Below are 17,382 nucleotides of genomic sequence, written 5' to 3'. Positions count from 1 at the left end.
CAGAGGAAAGGTGGACCCGGCAGGCCGCCGACCGGCCGGATCCGAACCCTTGTGGTCACCGGCCGCGCAAAGGGTTGCCGTGCACCGAAAACTTTTCCGGGAGACGAGGGCGATCGGCGCCGGCCGGGGAGCCGCCCGTGAGCAGGGCGCAGGCCAGGGCCGTGCCCACCGCCGCCGCCAGCGGCGTCGCGACCGCGCCCCGCCGGCCGGGCCGGCGCCCGCGCGGCCGCGCGTGCCGCCCGCCGGGGAGGGCGCCGGTTCCGTCGGCGCGGGGCGGGGCGGGGCGCACCGGGGCGCGAAGCCGCGGGGCGGGTCCGGGGGCGACCGCGCGGCGGAGCCGCCGGTGCACCGCCGCGGCGTCGGGGCGGGCGCGGGGGTCGGGGTGGGTCATCGCCTCCAGCAGGTGTCCGAGACCGCCCGGCAACCCGTCGGGTACGCGCGGTGAGTGCAGCAGCGAGGCGGTCCCGGCGGCCACCGGCGGCCCCTCGTACTCGCGGTGGCCGGTGAGCGCTTCCAGCAGGGTCAGGCCCAGGGCGTAGATGTCGCCGGCCGTGCTCGCGCCGCGGCCGAGCAGTTCCTCCGGAGCCATGTAGGCGGGGGTGCCGACCAGGGGGCCGGGCGCGCAGCGGGAGGGGTCCCGTACCTCCCTGGCCAGGCCGAAGTCGGCCAGGCGCGGGGATCCGTCCTCGTGGAGCAGCACGTTGGAGGGCTTCACGTCGTGGTGGACCACTCCGCGGCCGTGGACGTGGTCGAGGGCCGAGGACATCTCGGCGCCCAGCCGGGCCACCTGGGCGGGGCTGAGGGGCCCGGCGGCCATCCGGGCGCGCAAGGTGGTGCCGCGGATCAACTCGGTGACCATGAAGGCGGCCTGGCCGCGCCGGACGACGTCATAGACGGTGACGAGGGCCCGGTGCGAGAGGCCCGCCATCGTCCGGGCCTCGTCGCAGAAGCGGTCGACCGTGACCGCGGCCGAGCCGGCCCGCAGCACCTTGACGGCCACCTCGCGCCCCAGCACCTGGTCGACGCCGCGGAACACGTCCGCCGTCCCGCCCACCCCGATGAGTGCGTCGAGCCGGTAGCGGCCGCCCAGCACGGCATCCGCGCGGCGGGGTGGCGCTCCGGACGTCGTGACGGGACTGGCCGGCATGCGGGGATCCTCCTCCACTGACGGGCACTGCCCCCGCCCCTACCCGCCTTCGCCCGCTCCATACACCGGGCACGGGGTCGCGCCCGCGGGGGTCACCGGTGAACCGGCTCCCCGGGACCGCCGGGTACGCTGCCTCGTCCCCTTCCGGCCATGGAGGTCCACCGGCATGAGCAGCAGTACGTCCCCCTTTCCCGACCGGGTCGAGCTGCCCGGGGAAGGCCTGGTCCTGCGTGGGTGGACGGAGTCCGACCTGGCCGCCATGCCCGCACTGTTCGACCATCCCGACATCGCGTACTGGACGCCGATCGTCTCGCCCTTCGACGACGAGGCCGCCCGCACCCGGCTGCGGCGGGCCCGGCAGCTGCACGCGGAGGGTACCGCCCTCCTGCTCGCCATCACCGCCGACGGCGGCACCCCGCTCGGCGAGGTGATGCTGAAGCGCGCTCCGGAGGGTACGGAACTCGGCTACGCCGTCGGCCCCGCCCACCGGGGCCAGGGGGTGGCCGCCCGCGCGGTCCGGGTGATGGCGGCGTACGCCTTCGCCCACCTGGGCGTGGACCGGGTGGTCCTGGAGCTGGAGGCGGAGAACGCCGCCAGCGTCGCCGTGGCCACCGCGGCCGGGTTCCGGCTCCTCGACGTGCCGTTGATCCGGGGCGAGGAGAAGGGCAGGCCCTACGCGTTGCAGACCTGGGGCCTCGACCGCCCCTGACCCGGGTCACCGCGCCGCCACGCTGCTTCCGTGCGCGGGTTCTTGACCCGCTCTCAGAAAAGTCGGGAGTAAAGGTGTTTGCGCGGGGGCGGCCGGGTTAGACGCGTGACATCGCAAGCCGCCACCCCCCGGGTGGGGCTTGCGGAGCGGCCTCAGCCGCATGCCGTACCTCCCCCGGCGGCGTGCGGCCGGGCCGCACGCAGGACGGGCTGCCGCCCGGATCCGTACGGCAGCCGGACACCCCGTACCCGGCCCCCTCCCCGGCCGGGCGGGGACGCCCGGCACACCCCCGGCGCCGACGCTCGTACCGCCGCCCCCGGGCCACGGATCCGACGGCAGCGGCCCGGCGCCCGCGCCGGACCCGCGCACGGCCCCGGGGTGCCCGCGCGGCCGGTCGTCAGGCGCGGCATCGCAGCATTTCCAGCGGGGGGTTGGCGTGGAGATCGGCCCAGTGGTCGGCGCCGAACGCGCGCACACCGGCCTCCGACACCGTCAGCGGAACCCAGGTCAGCTCGCTGAACCCGGCCGCCGCCAGGCACCTCTCGTAGACGTCGCGACGGGGGCGGTTGGCGAGGAACGACACCGGCGGGTCGAGCAGGGCGGTGGTCCGGACCTGGGGGCCCGTCTCGCCTTCGCTCCCGGTGAGCTCACTGCGGAAACCGTACTTCTCCGGTGACGGCCCGTCGAAGCGGAAGTCGGGCGACTGATTGAGCAGGAACAGTTCGGCGCCGGGCTTCAGGCTCCGGTGGATACCGCGGCACATCAGCTCGGTGGTGGCCATGTCGGGCGCGTAGTTGAGCAGTTGGACGGCGAGGCCTATGTCGTAGGGCTGCTCGAAGGTCCGCAGGCCGGACGCGTCCCCCACCTCGTAGCGCACGCCCAGCGGGTCGCGCTCCTCCAGTTTCCGGGCCACGGCGACCATCTCGCCGGAGATGTCGATTCCCAGCACGTCGGTGGCGCCGCGCCGCTTGAATTCCCGGCTGTAGAAGCCGGTGCCGCAGGCCAGGTCCAGGACCGACTTGCCGCTCACGTCCCCGACCAGGGACAGGAAACCGGGCACCACCGCGTACTGCTCCAGCGGCAGGGCCTTGAACCCCTCGTAGGCCTCACCGATCTCGTCGTACTGTTGCTGTGCGCTCATCGCGCCGTCCTCCCCGTTGGATTCACCACGTCAACGGCCGTTGCATGCTCTGCACATGGGCTGCGCCGCGGCTTGTGGTTGGCAGTCTCTCCCAAAGGGGCAGGGCCTCCGCCTTGGCGGAAGCCACGAAAATGCGGGCGGTGTACCGGTCTCCCGCACAGGTCCGGCCTGTGGCCCGCCGAGGATGAGAGGGGCGGCGCAGGGCAGGATGACACCGTGGCATCGAACACTCTCCGTACCAACCGGAGCACCCCGGGACACCGCACCGTCCGACTGCTGGGCCGGGCGCGCTCAGCCCTGCGCGGCACCGCCGTACGCATGTGGAACGACAACATCGCCGATTACGCGGCGGCCCTCACCTACTACGCGGTGCTCGCGCTGGTGCCCGCCCTGCTCGTCTCGGTCTCCCTGGTGGGGCTCGCCGGGGCGGGCACGCGCGAGCGCCTCATCTTCGACCTCACCTCCTACGCCCCCGAGCAGTCGGCGATCGTGCTCCGCGAGGCCCTGGAGGGCCTCACCTCGACGCCGTCCTCCCTGTGGGTCCTGCTCGTCAGCGGTGTGGTGAGCGCCTTGTGGTCGGCCTCCAGCTACCTGGCGGTCTTCCGCCGCGCCCTGCACGCGATGTACCGGCTGCCCGACACCCGGCCGCCCCTGCGCGCGGCGCACATCCTCGTCCTCACCGCCCTGGCGCTGCTGGCCCTGCTCGTCGGCGGCGCGGCGAGCCTCGTCGCGACCGGGCCGGTGGCCCGGCGGATCGCGGCGGCGGCCGGTTACTCGGGTACGGACGCCATGGCCGCCCTGCGGTGGCCGGTACTGCTGGTGATCGTCACGGCCCTGATCCTCATCCTCTACCGCACCGGGCCGGCCGGAGCCAGGGGAACGCGCCGGGGCTTCCCGGGCGGCGCCCTGGCGGCGTTCCTGTGGCTCGGCGCTTCGGCCCTCTTCACCCTCTACACGCAGTTCGGCACCTACAGCCGCCTCTACGGTTCACTGGCGGGGATCGTCGTCTTCCTGGTGTGGCTGTGGTTCACCAACCTGGCGCTCCTGACCGGCGCGCAGTTCAACGCAGTCCTGGCACGGGCTGGTGAAGAGCCGCCGAACGGGAACCGGTGAAGTACTCCGTGTCCTTCGGGCGGTCGGCCGGATGGCCGGTGCGGGGAGCCGGCACCAGGTGCGGTATGTACTTGGAGCAGTGGATGTAGGCCTCCTCGACGGTCAGGTGCACCCACAGCTCGGGGCCTCGGCCCGGCGCCGGGTCGCGGGGCAGGCCGGGGTGCGCGGAGCGCAGTTCGGCGTCGAGGTGCAGCCGGGCGACGCCGTTGACGTGCAGTCCGACGTGGTCGTGCGTGAAGTCGACGAAGAGCATGCCGAGGTGGGGGTTCTCGGTCATGTTGCCCGCACTGGCGAGCACGCCGTTGCCCCGGAACTCGGGGTAGACCAGCGTGTGTTCGTCGAGCACGTGCACGAAGCCGGGCGGGCCCGCGCGGAAGCTGGAGTCGCACTCGCCGCGCGAGTCCGCGGTGGCCAGGAAGACCATGCTCTGACGGCCGATGAACTCGCGCATCTCGGGCGTGAGTTCGGGCCGCACCTGCTGGTCGTAGAAACGGGCGGCGCGTCCGGCGCTGCCCAGGTGCTGCTGCAGCCGGTGTTCACCCGCTGATCCGAAGGGCGAGGGGGGAAGGGTCACGGGGGCGTACTCCTGGCAGGATCGGCGAGACCTGTGGCTCAGTGGGCGGACAGGACGGGGGTCTCGAACGGGTCGTGATGGATGCGGTCGGGCAGGGTGCCGTGCTGCGTCAGCGTCTGGCTGGCGGAGACCACCATCGGGGCCGGTCCGCTGAGGTAGACGTCGTGCTGGTACCACGGGCCGTACTCCGCCAGTACCTGGGGCAGGGATCCCCGGATGCCGGGGATGTGCTCGTGGGACACGGCGCCCCTGATGGACAGCCAGTGGTGCTGCTGCGCCATCCGGAGCATGTCGTCGACCCCGTACAGCTCGGCGCCGGTACGGGCTCCGAGGAAGAGGTCCACCTTGTGCCGGCCGCCCCGGCGGGCCACCTCTTCGACGATGGCGCGGATCGGCGCGAGACCGGTGCCCCCCGCCACGCAGAGGAGGTCTTTGTGGACGGCGGCGTCCAGCACCATGTCCCCCATCGGCGCGCCGAGTTGCAGCACGTCGCCCACGGCGCAGCGGTGCACGAGCGCGTCGCTGACCGTGCCGCCGCTCACCGCGCGCACGTGGAAGGTCAAAGTGCCGTCCGGCCGGGGCGCGTTGGCGGCGGAGTAGTAGCGCCAGTGCTTGGGCCACCACGGCGTTTCGAGGCTGACGTACTGGCCGGCCGCGAACGCGTAGGGCAGGTGCGGCCGTACGGTGATCTCGGCGATGCCGTGGCCGCGCAGCACCTTGTGCACCACCGTGGCGGGCCAGACGGCGGGCCGCCGGGCCTCGTCCTCCTCGGCCGCGCCGATCATGGCGTCGGCGACCACACCGTACGCCTTGGCCCAGGCCGCGGAGGTCTCCGCGGTCCAGGCCGGACCGGCGTAGCGGGCCAGGGAGGCCAGCAGGCACTCGCCCACGGCGGGGAAGTGGGCGCGCAGGGTGCCGAACTTGCGGTGGTCGCGGCCGAGATGGCCGCAGAAGCGCAGCAGGGCCTCCGGGTCGTCGACGAGGTCCACGATGTGCAGCAGGGCGCGCAGCAGGCGGCCGCGCTGGGCGTCCATGCCCGGCGGGAACATCGGGCGGACCTCGGGGTAGCGGGCGAAGAGGATCGCGTAGAAGTAGACCGTCATGTCCGCGGCATGCGGCTCGACGACGGAAACGGAGGCCCGTACGAGCGCCGTCTCGCGAGGCGAGAGCGGCGGTTCGGCGGGAGCCGGTTCACCGGGGACGCCGGGGGCGTCGGCCGGGCCGGGAGCCGCGTGGTGGCGGTCCTGGTCCTGTGCCTGCGGGTGCAGGGGCGGATGCGCGGGCGGGTTCGTCGGACGTCCGATCCGGAACCTCAAGAGACCAGCGCTCCTCCCGTCGGTATGCGCCCCGGCCGCGAGCGTCCGGCGGTGGCGCGCACGACCTCACCACCTCTCGGGAGGGTGGCGGTGGGGGCAGCGGCGCGGGCGTGCATGGGTCCTCCTGCTGACAATTGATCGTTCAAACGGATCGAGCGGTTCCGGAGGCTACATGATCGTGGGGGTGACTCAGAAGTAGTACCGGGCCGCGACAACCGGCGCGACCGATTCCGCACTCCGCGATTCGGTTCTTAGGGAGCATTTCGCAGCGGTTCAGGGGCGATCGGGTCCGGAAGAAGACGTCAGTGTGCCACTGGGCCCCGGCGGGACGCTTCGACGGGGCGTTCCTGGGCATGCGGGGGTCGACGCTCTGTGAAGTGAAGGGAACCCCCGTGTCACTGCTCTCCCCCGCCCCGACCGCACGGGCCGCGGCCCTCCGATGACGCGGAGCGGCGGCCCGGCGGCCGCGAGACGCGCCTGGCTCCTGCTGGCGCTGCCGGTGAACCTGGGGCTGCTGGTGGTGGTGGGCCGGTCGGTGACCGGCCCTCTCGCCGGGCACTGGCCCCTCTCGGCGGAGGACGGGCTGAACCGGGCCCTGGCCGCCCACCGCGGGGCGGCCCTCACCGAGGTCACCGAATGGTTCTCGCTCGCGGCGAGCACCCGGGTGATCACCTGCCTGACACTGGCCTGTGTGCTGGCGCTGCTGCTGGTGCCACCGGCGCCGCGGTGGGCCGAAGCGGGGTTCCTCGCCGCCTCGGTCGTCGTCCAGTCCGCGATGTTCCTCCTCGTGACGCTGGCCGTGGAGCGTCCGCGCCCCGGCGTGCCCCACCTCGACCTCGCGCCGCCCACCTCCAGCTTCCCCTCGGGGCACGTGGGTGCGTCCGTCGCCCTGTACGGCGGGCTGGCCGTGCTCACCCTGACGCGGGCGAGCGGGGTGTGGCGGCGGCCCTGCGCCGCGGTCCTCCTGCTGGTCCCGCTCGCGGTGGCGTCCTCGCGGCTCTACCGGGGGATGCACCATCCCTCCGACGTCCTGGGCGGCCTGTTCAACGGCTCGGTGACCCTGGCCGTACTGGGAGCGGTCCTGCTGGCCGGCCGCCCGGCCCGGGAGCCGCGGGGCGGGGCCTCCCCGGTCCCCGCGCCGCTCGCACGGACCGGCTCCCCGGCGCTCGGAAGGACCGTCGTCGTCCGGCATCCGCACGGGTGCGACGCCGAACTCGCCGAGCGGGTACGGGCCGTGCTGGTCCGGTACGGGCGCGCCGAGCAGCGGTGGATCCTGACCGCCGCGGACCTCCCGTGCGGGGATCTCGCCGCGGAACTCGCCGCCGGCCCACCCGCGCTGGTCGTGGTCTGCGGCGGTGACGGCACGGTCCGCGCCTGCGCCGATCTGCTCGCGGGCTCCGGCACGGAGCTGGCCGTCGTGCCCTGCGGTACGGGGAACCTGCTCGCCCGGAACCTGGGGCTCGCGCTGGACCCGGTGACCGCCCTGGAGCAGGCCCTGTCGGGCGGCTGCCGCGGCATCGACGTCGGCCGGGTCCGGGGCGACGGCATGCCGACGACCCGGTTCGTGGTGATGACGGGGGTCGGCTTCGACGCGGCGATGGTGCAGGACGCCTCGCCGCGTCTGAAGTCCCGCCTCGGCTGGCCCGCTTACGTCGTGTCGGCCGTGCGCCACCTCGGGGACCCCGGCATCCGGCTGACCATGCAGCTCGACGGCGGGCGCCGGATCCGGCGCCGGGCCCGGATGGCGGTGATCGGCAACGTCGGCGTCCTCCAGGGCGGTCTGCCGCTGCTGCCGGGGGCCAGGGCGGATAGCGGCCGCTTCGAGGTCGTGGTGTTCGCGCCGCGCGGTCCGCTCGGCTGGCTGGCGGCCGGCGTCCATCTCGTCCGTCGGGGCCTGCGCGGCCCGGCCCGCCCCGGCGTCGACGCGAGGGCCGGGACCGCCGCCGGGGGCGCGCTGGAGTACTTCAGCGCCACCCGGGTCGACATCCGGTGCGCCACTCCGCAGCCGCGGGAGATCGACGGGGACGCCGTCGTGTCCGGCGCCCTGCTCAGCGCCGAGATCGAGCCGGGGGCCCTGCGCGTGCGGGTCCCCCGGGTGCTGCCCGGCGTGGGACGCCCGGCGTCGCCGGCCACGCGCGCCGCAGTGCCGGCCGGCGCGGACGGGCATCCGGACGCGGAGGCAGGCCCGGCCCCGGAGCCGAGCACGACGCTCGCCCCGCCCCGCTGAGCCACGTACCGCCCCGGCAGAGCCGGGACCAGAGTCCGCAGGGGCAGTGAAGGGGAGGAGACGATGGGCACCGCGACGCGGGTTCCGCAGAGACGTGACGTACAGGGCGAGGAGCTCTCCGCCGACGAGGCCTGGGCCGCGCTGCGCCGCTACGGCGGCTGGAGCCTGGCGCGCGACTCCTTCGTGCGCTTCCGCTACGCCGACGGCTTCAGCCACTCCCGCGCGCTCGCCCTGCAGACCGTGCTGACCCTCGTGCCGCTGGCCATCGCCGCCGTCGGCCTCTCCGGCCTCCTGCACTCCGAGGAGATCGGCCGCGTCGTCGAGCTGACGATCCACCGGATCACCACCGGCCCCAGCCAGGACCTCGTCGACGACGCCCTGGCACGGAGCCGGCGCCACGGGGGCGAGGCCGCCCTCTGGCTCGGCCTGCTGTTCTCCGTGGTCAACGTCACCACCGGGCTCTGCCAGGTCGAGCGCGGCGCCAACCGCATCTACGGCAACGAACGCGACCGGCCGTTCCTGCGCAAGTACACCCGCGGCCTGCTCATGGCCGCCCTGGCCGGCTTCCCGCTCGGACTCAGCTTCATCCTCACCGTGCTGGGCCACGACCTCGCGCAGGCGGTGGCGGAGGTCTACCGGCTCGGGCCGGTCACCACCCGCGCGTGGGAGCTGCTGCGCTGGCCCATCGGGGTGCTGCTGGCGGTGCTGGCCACCAGCGCCGTCTTCCGCCTCTCCCCGCGCCGCGACCAGCCCGGCTACACCTGGCTGGCCTTCGGCGCCGTGGTCTACCTGGCGCTGTGGCTCACCGCCAGCTGGGGGCTGAGCGTCTACGTCGGCGCGAGCGGCTCCTTCAACAGCGTGTACGGGCCGCTCAGCGCGGTCATGTCCCTGCTGCTGTGGTCCTACCTCACCTCCATGGCACTCTTCCTGGGGCTGTCGTTCGCCGCGCAGCTGGAAGCCGTACGCGCCGGGATCAAGGACCCGATCAGGCCCGACCCCGGCGTCTGACCGCCCCTCCCCCGGTGCCGATCCCCGCACCCGTCCCCTCCGAACGGAGACGCCACTCCATGGCACAGCGCACCACCCGGCGGCTCTCGCGGCCCGTCCGGAGCTTCTTCGCCCGCCACGGCGGACCCGACGCGGCCTACGGTTCCCGGCTGCTCCTCGCCGCGGCCGCCGCCGCGGTGGCGGCCGTACCCTTCGCGCTCGCCCTCGTACTCGTCGAATCCGGGTGGCCCCCGCTGCTGCGGCTCGACCGGGGCACGGCCGACCGGCTGCACGAGACGGCCCTCGCGCACCCGGCGTGGGTGCACATGCTGCAGTTCTTCACGGGCATCCTGTGGGACCCGGTGACGATGCGGCTGCTGGTGACCGCGCTGGTGGTGTGGCTGCTGGTCCGCCGCGCCTGGCGGCTGGCGGCGTGGGCGGCGGTGACGGCGCTCTCCAGCGGGCTGATCGGCCTGCTGACCAAGCACGTGGTGGAGCGGGCCCGGCCGCAGCTGCCCCAGCCGGTCGCGCACGCGCCCGGCTACTCCTTCCCCTCCGGCCACGCGATGACGGCCACCACGTCCTGCGTCGTCCTGCTGCTGGTCCTGCTCCCGATGGCGCCCCGGGCCTGGCGCCCGCTCGCCTGGGCCCTCGCCGTGACCACCGTGATCGGGGTGGGCTACACCCGGGTCGCGCTGGGGGTGCACTGGGTGAGCGACGTGGTGGGCGGCTGGCTGCTGGGCCTGGTCGTGGTCACCGCCACGACGCTCGTCTTCCAGGCGTGGCGGGCGGACACCGGGCTCCCCCGCGTGCCCGTGGCCGACGGCCTGGAGCCCGAGTTGGCTGCGCCCGATCCGGAACCGCCCGTGGATTTCGGCGGGCACGGCCACGGCCGCTGACGCGGGGCGTCAGCGGCCGTGTGCGGAGGTGGGTGCGCGGTGGTGCGTCAGACGGGTGTGCGGTCCAGCGCGACGAGCAGTTCGCGCTCGCGCGCGGCGCTCAGGCCGGCGCGGCGGTCGCGGTCCAGTCCCTGCTCGCGTTCCCAGCGCAGCGTGTCGGCGATCAGCTCCGCCCGCGGCCGGTGGCGCAGGCCCGCCGCCAGGGCCGCGGCCCCGCTGCGGGCGGCCCACCCTTCCCAGCCGGGCTCGACCACCCACAGCGGCAGCGATTCCGGACCCATGTACTCCGTCACGTCCTGGCCGAGCAGCCAGGCGGAGGAGGCGGGGACCACGTCACCCACGTGCCCGCCGACCGTGCGGGACAGGGCGATCCACTCTCCGAGGGGGACCGTGGGCCCGACGGCGTTGTAGACGCCGGTCGCGCCCGCTTCGGCCGAGTCGAGCAGCCAGGCGCACAGGTCCCGCACGTCGATCGCCTGGGTCGGCAGGGCCGGTTCGTCGGGCACCAGCATCCGGCCGTGCGGATCCCGTGCGGCGCGGGCCACCCAGTATCCGCTGCGCCCGCTGCCGTCTCCCGGCCCGCCGATCAGACCCGCGCGGGCGATCAGGAGACGGTCCCCCACGGCGGCCGCCGACGCCCGCTCGCAGGCCGACTTGGCCTCGCCGTACAGGGAGCGGTCGGCCTCGCTCAGCTCCGTCGGCGGGAGCAGGGGCGCGGATTCGTCCGCGCCGGGGTCGCCGTGGGAGGCATAGGCGCTGACGGAGGAGACGTACGTCCAGTGCTTGGCCCTGGCGCCGAGCGCGTCGAGGGCGTGCCGGACGAAGCCCGGCTGCCACGACACCTCGACGACCGCGTCCCACTCACCGTCGCGATCGAGCAGGGCGTCGTACGCCGCGGGGTCGCGCCGGTCGGCGGCCACCAACGTGGCGCCGTCGGCGGCGCTTCCGCTCGCGCCCCGCGCCAAGCACGTCACGCGGTGCCCGCGCTCCACCGCCTGGCGGGACAACTCCCGTCCCACCCACGCCGTTCCGCCCAGAACCAAGATCTCCATACGGCCCAGTCAATCATCCCGGATGTGCCGTCCGCACCCCGGGGGCGGCCCGGCTGCGGGCCGCCGTCAGACCTCGCCGCGCCAGGAGCCCGTCTCGCGGCCGCGGTCCTCGATGTACTCCTTGAAGCGCTTCAGGTCACCGGTGACCTGCCGCTTGACGAAGCCGAGCTTGTCGCCGACGTTCTCCGTGAAGCCCTCGGGGTCGTAGTCGAGCTGGAGCATGACCTTCGTCTTCGCGTCGTCCAGGCGGTGGAAGGTGACCACGCCCGCCTGCTTCACCTCGCCGCCCAGGGTCGTCCACGCGACCCGCTCGTCGGGGATCTGCTCGGTGATCTCCGCCTCGAACTCCTTGGTCACTCCGCCGATCTTCGCCACCCAGTGCGTCATGGTGTCGGTGCGCTGGTCGATGCGCTCCACACCGTCCATGAAGTGCGGGAACGTCTCGAACTGCGTCCACTGGTTGTAAGCGGTGCGCACGGGGACATCGACCTCGACGGACTCTTCGACCTTCGACATGGATCGTCCTTCCTCTCCGTCGGCCGGGCGGTGCCCGGCCGGATCCGGGGATCCTTTCCCCTGCCGACGCCCCTGCCCTCGTTCCTCCTGGCCATTCCCCCGGCCGGTTGAAGGTGAGGGGACCGCGTCACAGCTGGGGGACGTACGGGGCGAGCCCGACGATGAGGACGGAGCGCTCTCCGGGCCCCGGCCCGGAGCCCGGACGGACCGGGCCGACGTAGTGGCTGACCCGGTGGTCGTGGACGGCGTACCCCTCCAGCGGGTCGGTGAGGGTGAAGTCGGCGTGGATGTCCGCCCACGGGTCCTCAGGCTGGAGACCCGCGCCGGCCGGTGTGGCGATGACGTTCCGGCCGCCGGTGACGTTGGTGCGGCCGATCAGGTGGGCGAAGGTGAAGGTGGCGGCCGAACCGCCGTCCTGGTGCAGGCAGTCGGGGGTGGACACGGCGACCTGGCCGGGACCGTCGACGCGCAGGCTGATGAGGTGGACACCGGCCCACAGCGGGCGCGTGCGGAGGTTCTTCAGGGACAGGACCTGTTCGATGTCCCAGCGCAGGAGGCGCAGCAGCAGCGGGTTGGCGCGCAGTGCCTCGGGGATGTCGGGCAGCACGCGCCGGGGCCGCCGGGAATCGGGGCCGTCCTGGGAGAAGTCGGTGACCGTGCCGTGGACGGGGTGGGGGGTGCCGGGGATCCAGGACAGTTCGTCCTTCCACGGCAGGTACACGGCATGGGAGTAACGGCGGAAGCGGTTCGTTCCCGGCGCGTACGGGTCCGGCGGCAGCTCCGCGAAGACCTCCCGGATCCGGGCCAGGTCGTCCGCGTCGGAGCCGGCCGGCGAAATGCCGAGCTGCTCCGGGCCGTAGCGGGCGAACCCGTGGGCGCGCAGGTCCTCCATGCTGTCCGCGTCGGCGTGCGACCGCCGCTCGGGCTCGGGTTCGGCCTCTTCCACGTGTTCCTCCCAGGCTCACCGTCCGACCGTCACACCGGCGGACCTAGTGCTGTGACCATCGCACAGCGGCCGGCCTACGCCGGACCCGGGAGCGCGAGTCCGGTGCAGCCGCGCCGCGCCGCCGCCTCGGTCGCGTAGGCCGTGAACAACTGGACGAGGCGCGGCTTCAGCAGGGCGCCGTACGCGCGTTCCGTCCTCAGGGTGAAGACGGCGGGGCGGCCCTGGCAGGTGGCCGATCCGAAGAGGACGTCGCCGCCCCACTGCCCGGCGGTGCGCCCGATGACCGACAGGTGGCTGGGGAGCGGGCCGACATACGTCCCGCGCGCCTCGTCCCCGACGTAGGTCTGCGTGCGGATCCACGCGGGGGCCTTGCGGAGCGCTTCACCGAGCAGGGGGGCGCTCGCGCGTTCCTGCTCGGTCAGTCCGCCCAGGATCCGCTGCGCCCCCGCGCTGCTCACGGCCAGCGTGCACGCCTCGCCGCGGGCGCGCGGGGCGAGGGGCGCGCCCACGGCCCGGTCCGGCAGCCGTCCCGGGTCCCGCGCGTCCCGAAGGTAGCCCGCGTACCAGGCACAGGTGCCCCGCGCGGAAGCGGCCGGTTCGAGGTCCAGCGCGGGCGCGGGCAGTTCCCGCGGCAGCGGGGGCAGTTCGGCTGCGCAACCGCGCCGGTGGGACACGCGCAGCGCCGCCTCGCGGGCGATCCGCCCGAGCAGCAGGCGGTCGGCGGCGGAGACGTCGGCGTATCCGGCGGAGGCGGAGACCAGGAGCGAGGACCGCTCGCAGCGGGCGGTGACGGTGACCCCGCGGCTCCCGTAGTCACCGAGTGCTCCGTCGCCGAGGGGATGCGGAGCGGGCCGGTCGACCCGCGCCGCGGCGTCCTCGCCCTCGGCCCGGGAGCGGCGCGTGTAGGGGTCGTCGTCCTGACCGATGAGATGGAACGGGTACGCGCTGGGCAGTTCGTGCACCCTCAAGTGGAAGAGCGGCTCTCCCCGCGTCCACCCGTCGCTTTCCCGTGGGGTGTCGATATTGCAGTACTGACTGATTCCCACTGCCGTCGCGGTGCCGCCGGGGTGGTCGCCGGCGCCCGCCCGGTCGACGCCGCCGTCCAGCCGCATCACCAGACGCGGATCCACGAGGCCGGCGCAGGCCTCGTCGATCGTCTTGCGGTCCTGCCAGGCGTCGTACTCGCCCTTGAGGGCCCAGCCGCTGAGCGCGATGCCCGCCAACGCCACGGCCAGGACCCACGCGTTGAGCTTGTTGCGCTTGCGGCCCCGGTCCGGCAGCAAGGGCCGTGCGGCTGCTCCCGGTTCCGGCGGTTCGAAGAACATGCCCTTCCTCCCCGCGTGGCGATGTCGGTGAACGGCGACCGTGGCAACCCGTCGGTCAGACGCCGGCGTCCGGGCCGTGGGAGCGGGCCTGTGCGGACTCTTCCGCAGCGGCGCCATGCCTGTCCCGCTCGGTGGCACGGGACTCGGCCTCCGGTGCGGTGAGGTGGTCCAGCGTACCCGTGACCGTCAGCAGCCGGTCCAGTACGGCCGGCCGGTCGTCGAGGTGGAGGCGGACGCCCGCCGCCTCGGTCAGCCGCCGGACCATCAGCAGCGCGGAGAGCCCGGTCGAGTCGACCGCGGTGAGGTCCGCGCAGTGCAGGCGCAGGTCCTCCAGGCCGGTGGGCTCGGTGAGTATGGGGGAGACGGCGTCCAGCAGGGCCGCGGCGCAGTGCCGGTCGAGGTCACCGTGCAGGTGGATGCGGACCGTGCCGGGCGCATCGGCCCGCGTGAGTCGCAGGGAACTGGAGGGCAGGCTGGTCATACGGGGGTCCCGACGGCGGTGTGAGGGTTACGGGTCAGACACGCGGCGCCGGAGCGGAGGATGCGGGCGGCGCGGGGGAAGTCCTTCAGCTCCTGGCCGAGGAGTTCGAGTGCGGGGGGCAGGGTCCGGGTAGGGACCCCGCGCGCGGCGAGGATGCCGGCGGTCCACCCCAGGAACGCGCCGAAGAGGTCCTCGTCGTCGACGTAGAGGGCGGTGGCGAGGAACTCCACGATGTGGGAGAGGTCTTCTGCGGTGTGCTCGCGCTGCAGCTCGGTGTATTCGCGCAGGGCCGGATGGACGGCTTCCAGACCGGTGAAGACCACCCGGACGAGCCGCGGTCGGGTCCGGGCGACGAGGGTGTACTCCTGGTCGGTGAGGTGCGGGAGGTCGTCGCCGCCCTGGTGGGCGGACCGGGGGCGCGGCAGCGGCCGGCGCGCCAGGTCGTCGGCGGCCGTACGGGCGTCGGGGGCCCAGGCGTCGGCGCCCAGGAGGCGGGCGTAGCGTCCGTCGGGGCCGAAGGCCGCGCCCCCGACGAGTACCGGTGTGCCGACGGCCTGGCAGGCGGTGATCGTCGCGTGTGCGGTGGGCAGGCGGGTGGCGATCGAGCTGGAGAGGGCGACGGCGTCCGGACCGGTGCGGTGGAGGTGTCCGACGAGGTGGGGCGTGGGGACCTGGGCGCCGAGGTAGTCGACGTGCCAGCCGCGCAGCCGCAGCACCTCGGCCAGGAGCCGGGCCGGCAGGGCGTGCCATTCGCCGTCCACGCAGGCCACGGTGATCCGGCCGCGGGTGGGATCCGTACGGGCGGCGGGATGCCGGGCGACGAGGGCGATGGCCCGGTCGTTGATCGCGGTGGCGGCGTGTTCCTGGGCGACGCTGATGCGGTTGGCGGCCCACTCCGCGCCGACCCGGCCCTGGACGGCGGCGATCACGTCCAGCAGCAGCGCTTCGGGGTCCGTGCCGGTGTCCAGGGCGTGCCCGACCGCGCTGGTCGCGGCCCGCTCGTCGCCGCCGAGGGCGGCGGCCCACAGCCGGCCCTCCAGCTCTTCGAGCGCCTGGGGCGCGGGGTTCGTCGGGGTGGGCGTCATGCCGTGAACCTGCCCCGGGTATGGCCGTTCACCATGCTGAGGTGGTTGGTGCGCGGCGCCGCGATCACGACGACGGCCATGTCGTCGTGCCGGCCGGCGCCCACCCACTGCGACGCGAGCATCTGCACGCGCTCCACGACGGCCTGGGCGGGCAGGCCCGCGCACTCCGAGAGCGCCCGGCGCAGCCGGGTCTCACCGAACATCGTGTCGCCCAGCGGACCGCCGCGTGCCTCGCTGATCCCGTCGGTGTAGAGGACGCAGGTGTCGCCGGGCGCGAGCGTCACCCGCGCGGTGCGCGTCGTGACCTGCGGGAGCGCGCCGACGAGGGTGCCCTGGGTGGGTGCTTCCTCGACGCGGCCGTCGGAGCGCAGGATCAGCGGGGCGGGGTGGCCCGCGCTGCTCAGCCGCAGCCGTACGGCGTTGCCCTCGCGCGCGGCGGAGGCCAGCACCATGGTCGCGAAGCGGGCGTGCCGGGAGTTCAGGAGCGAGGTGTTGAGCAGGCTCAGCATGCGCTGGTGGTCGTCCGCCATCGGCAGCAGGGCGTGCAGGGTGTTGCGGATCTTCCCCGTCATCACCGCCGCCTCCAGGCCCTTGCCGCACACGTCACCGAGGACGACCAGCGAGGCGTCCCCCTCGACGGCGGCGGGGTGCACGTCGTAGAAGTCCCCGCCGACCCGCTCGTGGTCCTGCGAGGGCCGGTAGCCGCCCGCGTAGTCCACACCGGAGATCTGGCGCAGCGCCGGGGGCAGCAGCTCGCGCATCAGCGTCTCGGTGATGGACGCCTGCTCCGCGTACAGCCGCGCGGCCGACATCGCGGCCCCGGCGCGGGCGGCGAACAGGCGGGCGAAGACCTCCTCGCCCTCGGTGAACGCACGGTGGTCGGCGCGGCGCAGGAGCACCAGGGCGCCGGCGGGGACGCCGTGCCCGGGCAGGGGCGTGATGACGATCGAGCCGACCGGGCCGAAGCCCTCGGGGACGAGCCACTCCGGGGCGGCGGCGGGGTCGATCCAGCGGGAGGGGACGGGCGGAAAGCCCTGGAGGGCCTCGGCGAGGCCCGGCACCGCTTCGGCGTCGGCGGCCACGCGGGTCATCGACGGGCCGCCGCCCCGGACGCACAGGACCACCGGCAGCTCGCGTCCGGACGAGGGGGCGATCACCAGCGCCGCGTCGGCGAGGTGCTCGGCGGCCATCTGCGCCGTGACGTCCATGCACCGGTCCAGGTTCAGCGAGGAGAGCAGCAGGTTGGACGCCTCCGTCAGGAAGGCCGTCCGTTCCCGCTCCATCCGCAGTGCTTCACCGGCCAGGCGGTGGTCGGTGTCGTCGACCAGCCACCACACCACCGTGCCGTCATCGCACACGGTGGGGTGCGCCTCGAACATCCGGTCGCCGACCGGGCCTTGGGCCGCGAGCGGCGGCTGGAGCGTGGCCGGCGCCTGGGCAGTGGCCGGCGCCCGCTCCGTCCGGTCCGCGTCCGCCCGCTGTGCGGGCAGCGCGGCGGCACACCGCGCGTGGGCCGAGGACAGCCACGCCGGTACCGCGCCCGCCATGGCCGCGCCGGGACGGGCGCCGGGGAAGACCAGGCCCGCGGCCCCGTTGAGGGCCACCAGGGTCCCCCCGGCATCCGCGACCAGCACGGGATAGGGGGCCTCGTGCCAGGGAACGCGCACCGCTGCGGAGCGGGGCGTTCTCGAAGGGGCCGGGCCGGGGGGCCCGCCCGTACTCGTGGATACCTCGGTGGAATTCGCCAAACGTCGAGGGCCCGCTGCGCGAACCCCTCACCTCATCGTCTCGATGGAAAACCGCTGACGGAAAACCGCCACCGGGAAACCGTTGCCGTCCGGCAACCATCCTCCATTCGCCACTC

Annotated in this window: 16 protein-coding genes; 5 read left to right on the top strand and 11 right to left on the bottom strand. The window is 74.3% G+C overall.

Translation table 11 applies throughout. The annotated features are described in order from the left end of the window. Positions 1–55: 55 nt before the first annotated feature. On the bottom strand, positions 56–1,147 hold the full coding sequence (locus AC0693_RS12295) for a serine/threonine-protein kinase (RefSeq protein WP_478801664.1): 1,092 nt from the start codon (positions 1,145–1,147) through the stop codon (positions 56–58). Positions 1,148–1,313: 166 nt separating this feature from the next. Between AC0693_RS12295 and AC0693_RS12290 the strand changes: the two genes are divergently transcribed. Continuing rightward, positions 1,314–1,856: a GNAT family N-acetyltransferase gene (locus AC0693_RS12290; RefSeq protein WP_478801663.1), complete on the top strand. Its 543-nt coding sequence runs from the start codon at positions 1,314–1,316 to the stop codon at positions 1,854–1,856. Between the two features lie 397 nt (positions 1,857–2,253). Here the strand turns inward: AC0693_RS12290 and AC0693_RS12285 are convergent, their stop codons facing one another. Continuing rightward, positions 2,254–2,997, bottom strand: a complete 744-nt coding sequence (locus tag AC0693_RS12285; RefSeq protein ID WP_469335643.1) for a class I SAM-dependent methyltransferase — start codon at positions 2,995–2,997, stop codon at positions 2,254–2,256. Positions 2,998–3,213: 216 nt separating this feature from the next. Between AC0693_RS12285 and AC0693_RS12280 the strand changes: the two genes are divergently transcribed. Beyond that, positions 3,214–4,110 carry a YihY/virulence factor BrkB family protein gene (locus tag AC0693_RS12280; protein WP_468465778.1) on the top strand — a complete coding sequence of 299 codons (897 nt, stop codon included), beginning with the start codon at positions 3,214–3,216 and terminating at the stop codon, positions 4,108–4,110. Here AC0693_RS12280 and AC0693_RS12275 read toward each other — a convergent pair. After that, positions 4,058–4,684: a pyridoxamine 5'-phosphate oxidase family protein gene (locus AC0693_RS12275; protein ID WP_469316787.1), complete on the bottom strand. Its 627-nt coding sequence runs from the start codon at positions 4,682–4,684 to the stop codon at positions 4,058–4,060. The genes AC0693_RS12280 and AC0693_RS12275 overlap by 53 nt on opposite strands. Positions 4,685–4,722: 38 nt before the next feature. Beyond that, the gene (locus tag AC0693_RS12270; protein WP_478801662.1) at positions 4,723–6,000 is read right to left on the bottom strand and encodes a globin domain-containing protein; all 1,278 of its coding nucleotides are present in this window, start codon (positions 5,998–6,000) and stop codon (positions 4,723–4,725) included. A gap of 439 nt (positions 6,001–6,439) precedes the next feature. Between AC0693_RS12270 and AC0693_RS12265 the strand changes: the two genes are divergently transcribed. From AC0693_RS12265 to AC0693_RS12255, 3 genes are all read left to right on the top strand, one after another. Next, positions 6,440–8,227: a bifunctional phosphatase PAP2/diacylglycerol kinase family protein gene (locus AC0693_RS12265; protein WP_478801661.1), complete on the top strand. Its 1,788-nt coding sequence runs from the start codon at positions 6,440–6,442 to the stop codon at positions 8,225–8,227. Between the two features lie 63 nt (positions 8,228–8,290). Further along, positions 8,291–9,235: a YihY/virulence factor BrkB family protein gene (locus AC0693_RS12260; protein ID WP_468465786.1), complete on the top strand. Its 945-nt coding sequence runs from the start codon at positions 8,291–8,293 to the stop codon at positions 9,233–9,235. Positions 9,236–9,294: 59 nt separating this feature from the next. Then, complete coding sequence (locus tag AC0693_RS12255) at positions 9,295–10,113, top strand: phosphatase PAP2 family protein (protein ID WP_478801660.1); 819 nt, start codon at positions 9,295–9,297, stop codon at positions 10,111–10,113. Between the two features lie 47 nt (positions 10,114–10,160). Here AC0693_RS12255 and AC0693_RS12250 read toward each other — a convergent pair whose 3' ends face one another. The 7 genes from AC0693_RS12250 to AC0693_RS12220 form a co-directional block, all read right to left on the bottom strand. Then, positions 10,161–11,165, bottom strand: coding sequence for an NAD-dependent epimerase/dehydratase family protein (locus AC0693_RS12250; RefSeq protein WP_469316783.1), 1,005 nt, complete (start codon positions 11,163–11,165; stop codon positions 10,161–10,163). A gap of 66 nt (positions 11,166–11,231) precedes the next feature. Beyond that, positions 11,232–11,681: an SRPBCC family protein gene (locus AC0693_RS12245; RefSeq protein WP_468465792.1), complete on the bottom strand. Its 450-nt coding sequence runs from the start codon at positions 11,679–11,681 to the stop codon at positions 11,232–11,234. 127 nt (positions 11,682–11,808) lie between these two features. Further along, on the bottom strand, positions 11,809–12,627 hold the full coding sequence (locus AC0693_RS12240; protein WP_478801659.1) for a 2OG-Fe dioxygenase family protein: 819 nt from the start codon (positions 12,625–12,627) through the stop codon (positions 11,809–11,811). A 74-nt stretch (positions 12,628–12,701) separates the two neighbouring features. Beyond that, complete coding sequence (locus AC0693_RS12235; protein WP_478801658.1) at positions 12,702–13,952, bottom strand: hypothetical protein; 1,251 nt, start codon at positions 13,950–13,952, stop codon at positions 12,702–12,704. A gap of 55 nt (positions 13,953–14,007) precedes the next feature. Continuing rightward, a complete protein-coding gene (locus tag AC0693_RS12230; protein WP_469335631.1) occupies positions 14,008–14,433 on the bottom strand; it encodes an STAS domain-containing protein in 426 nt (141 codons plus the stop codon). Beyond that, positions 14,430–15,518, bottom strand: a complete 1,089-nt coding sequence (locus AC0693_RS12225) for a cobalamin B12-binding domain-containing protein (RefSeq protein WP_469335629.1) — start codon at positions 15,516–15,518, stop codon at positions 14,430–14,432. The genes AC0693_RS12230 and AC0693_RS12225 overlap by 4 nt, the downstream gene beginning before the upstream one ends. Next, positions 15,515–17,122 (bottom strand): PP2C family protein-serine/threonine phosphatase, encoded by a 1,608-nt coding sequence (locus AC0693_RS12220; RefSeq protein WP_478801861.1) that lies wholly within the window; start codon positions 17,120–17,122, stop codon positions 15,515–15,517. Before AC0693_RS12220 ends, AC0693_RS12225 begins: the two co-directional genes overlap by 4 nt. Positions 17,123–17,382 lie beyond the last annotated feature (260 nt).

It is taken from the genome of Streptomyces sp. NPDC043876 (genome assembly GCF_056435825.1).
This window is presented reverse-complemented; position numbering and strand designations above follow the sequence as displayed.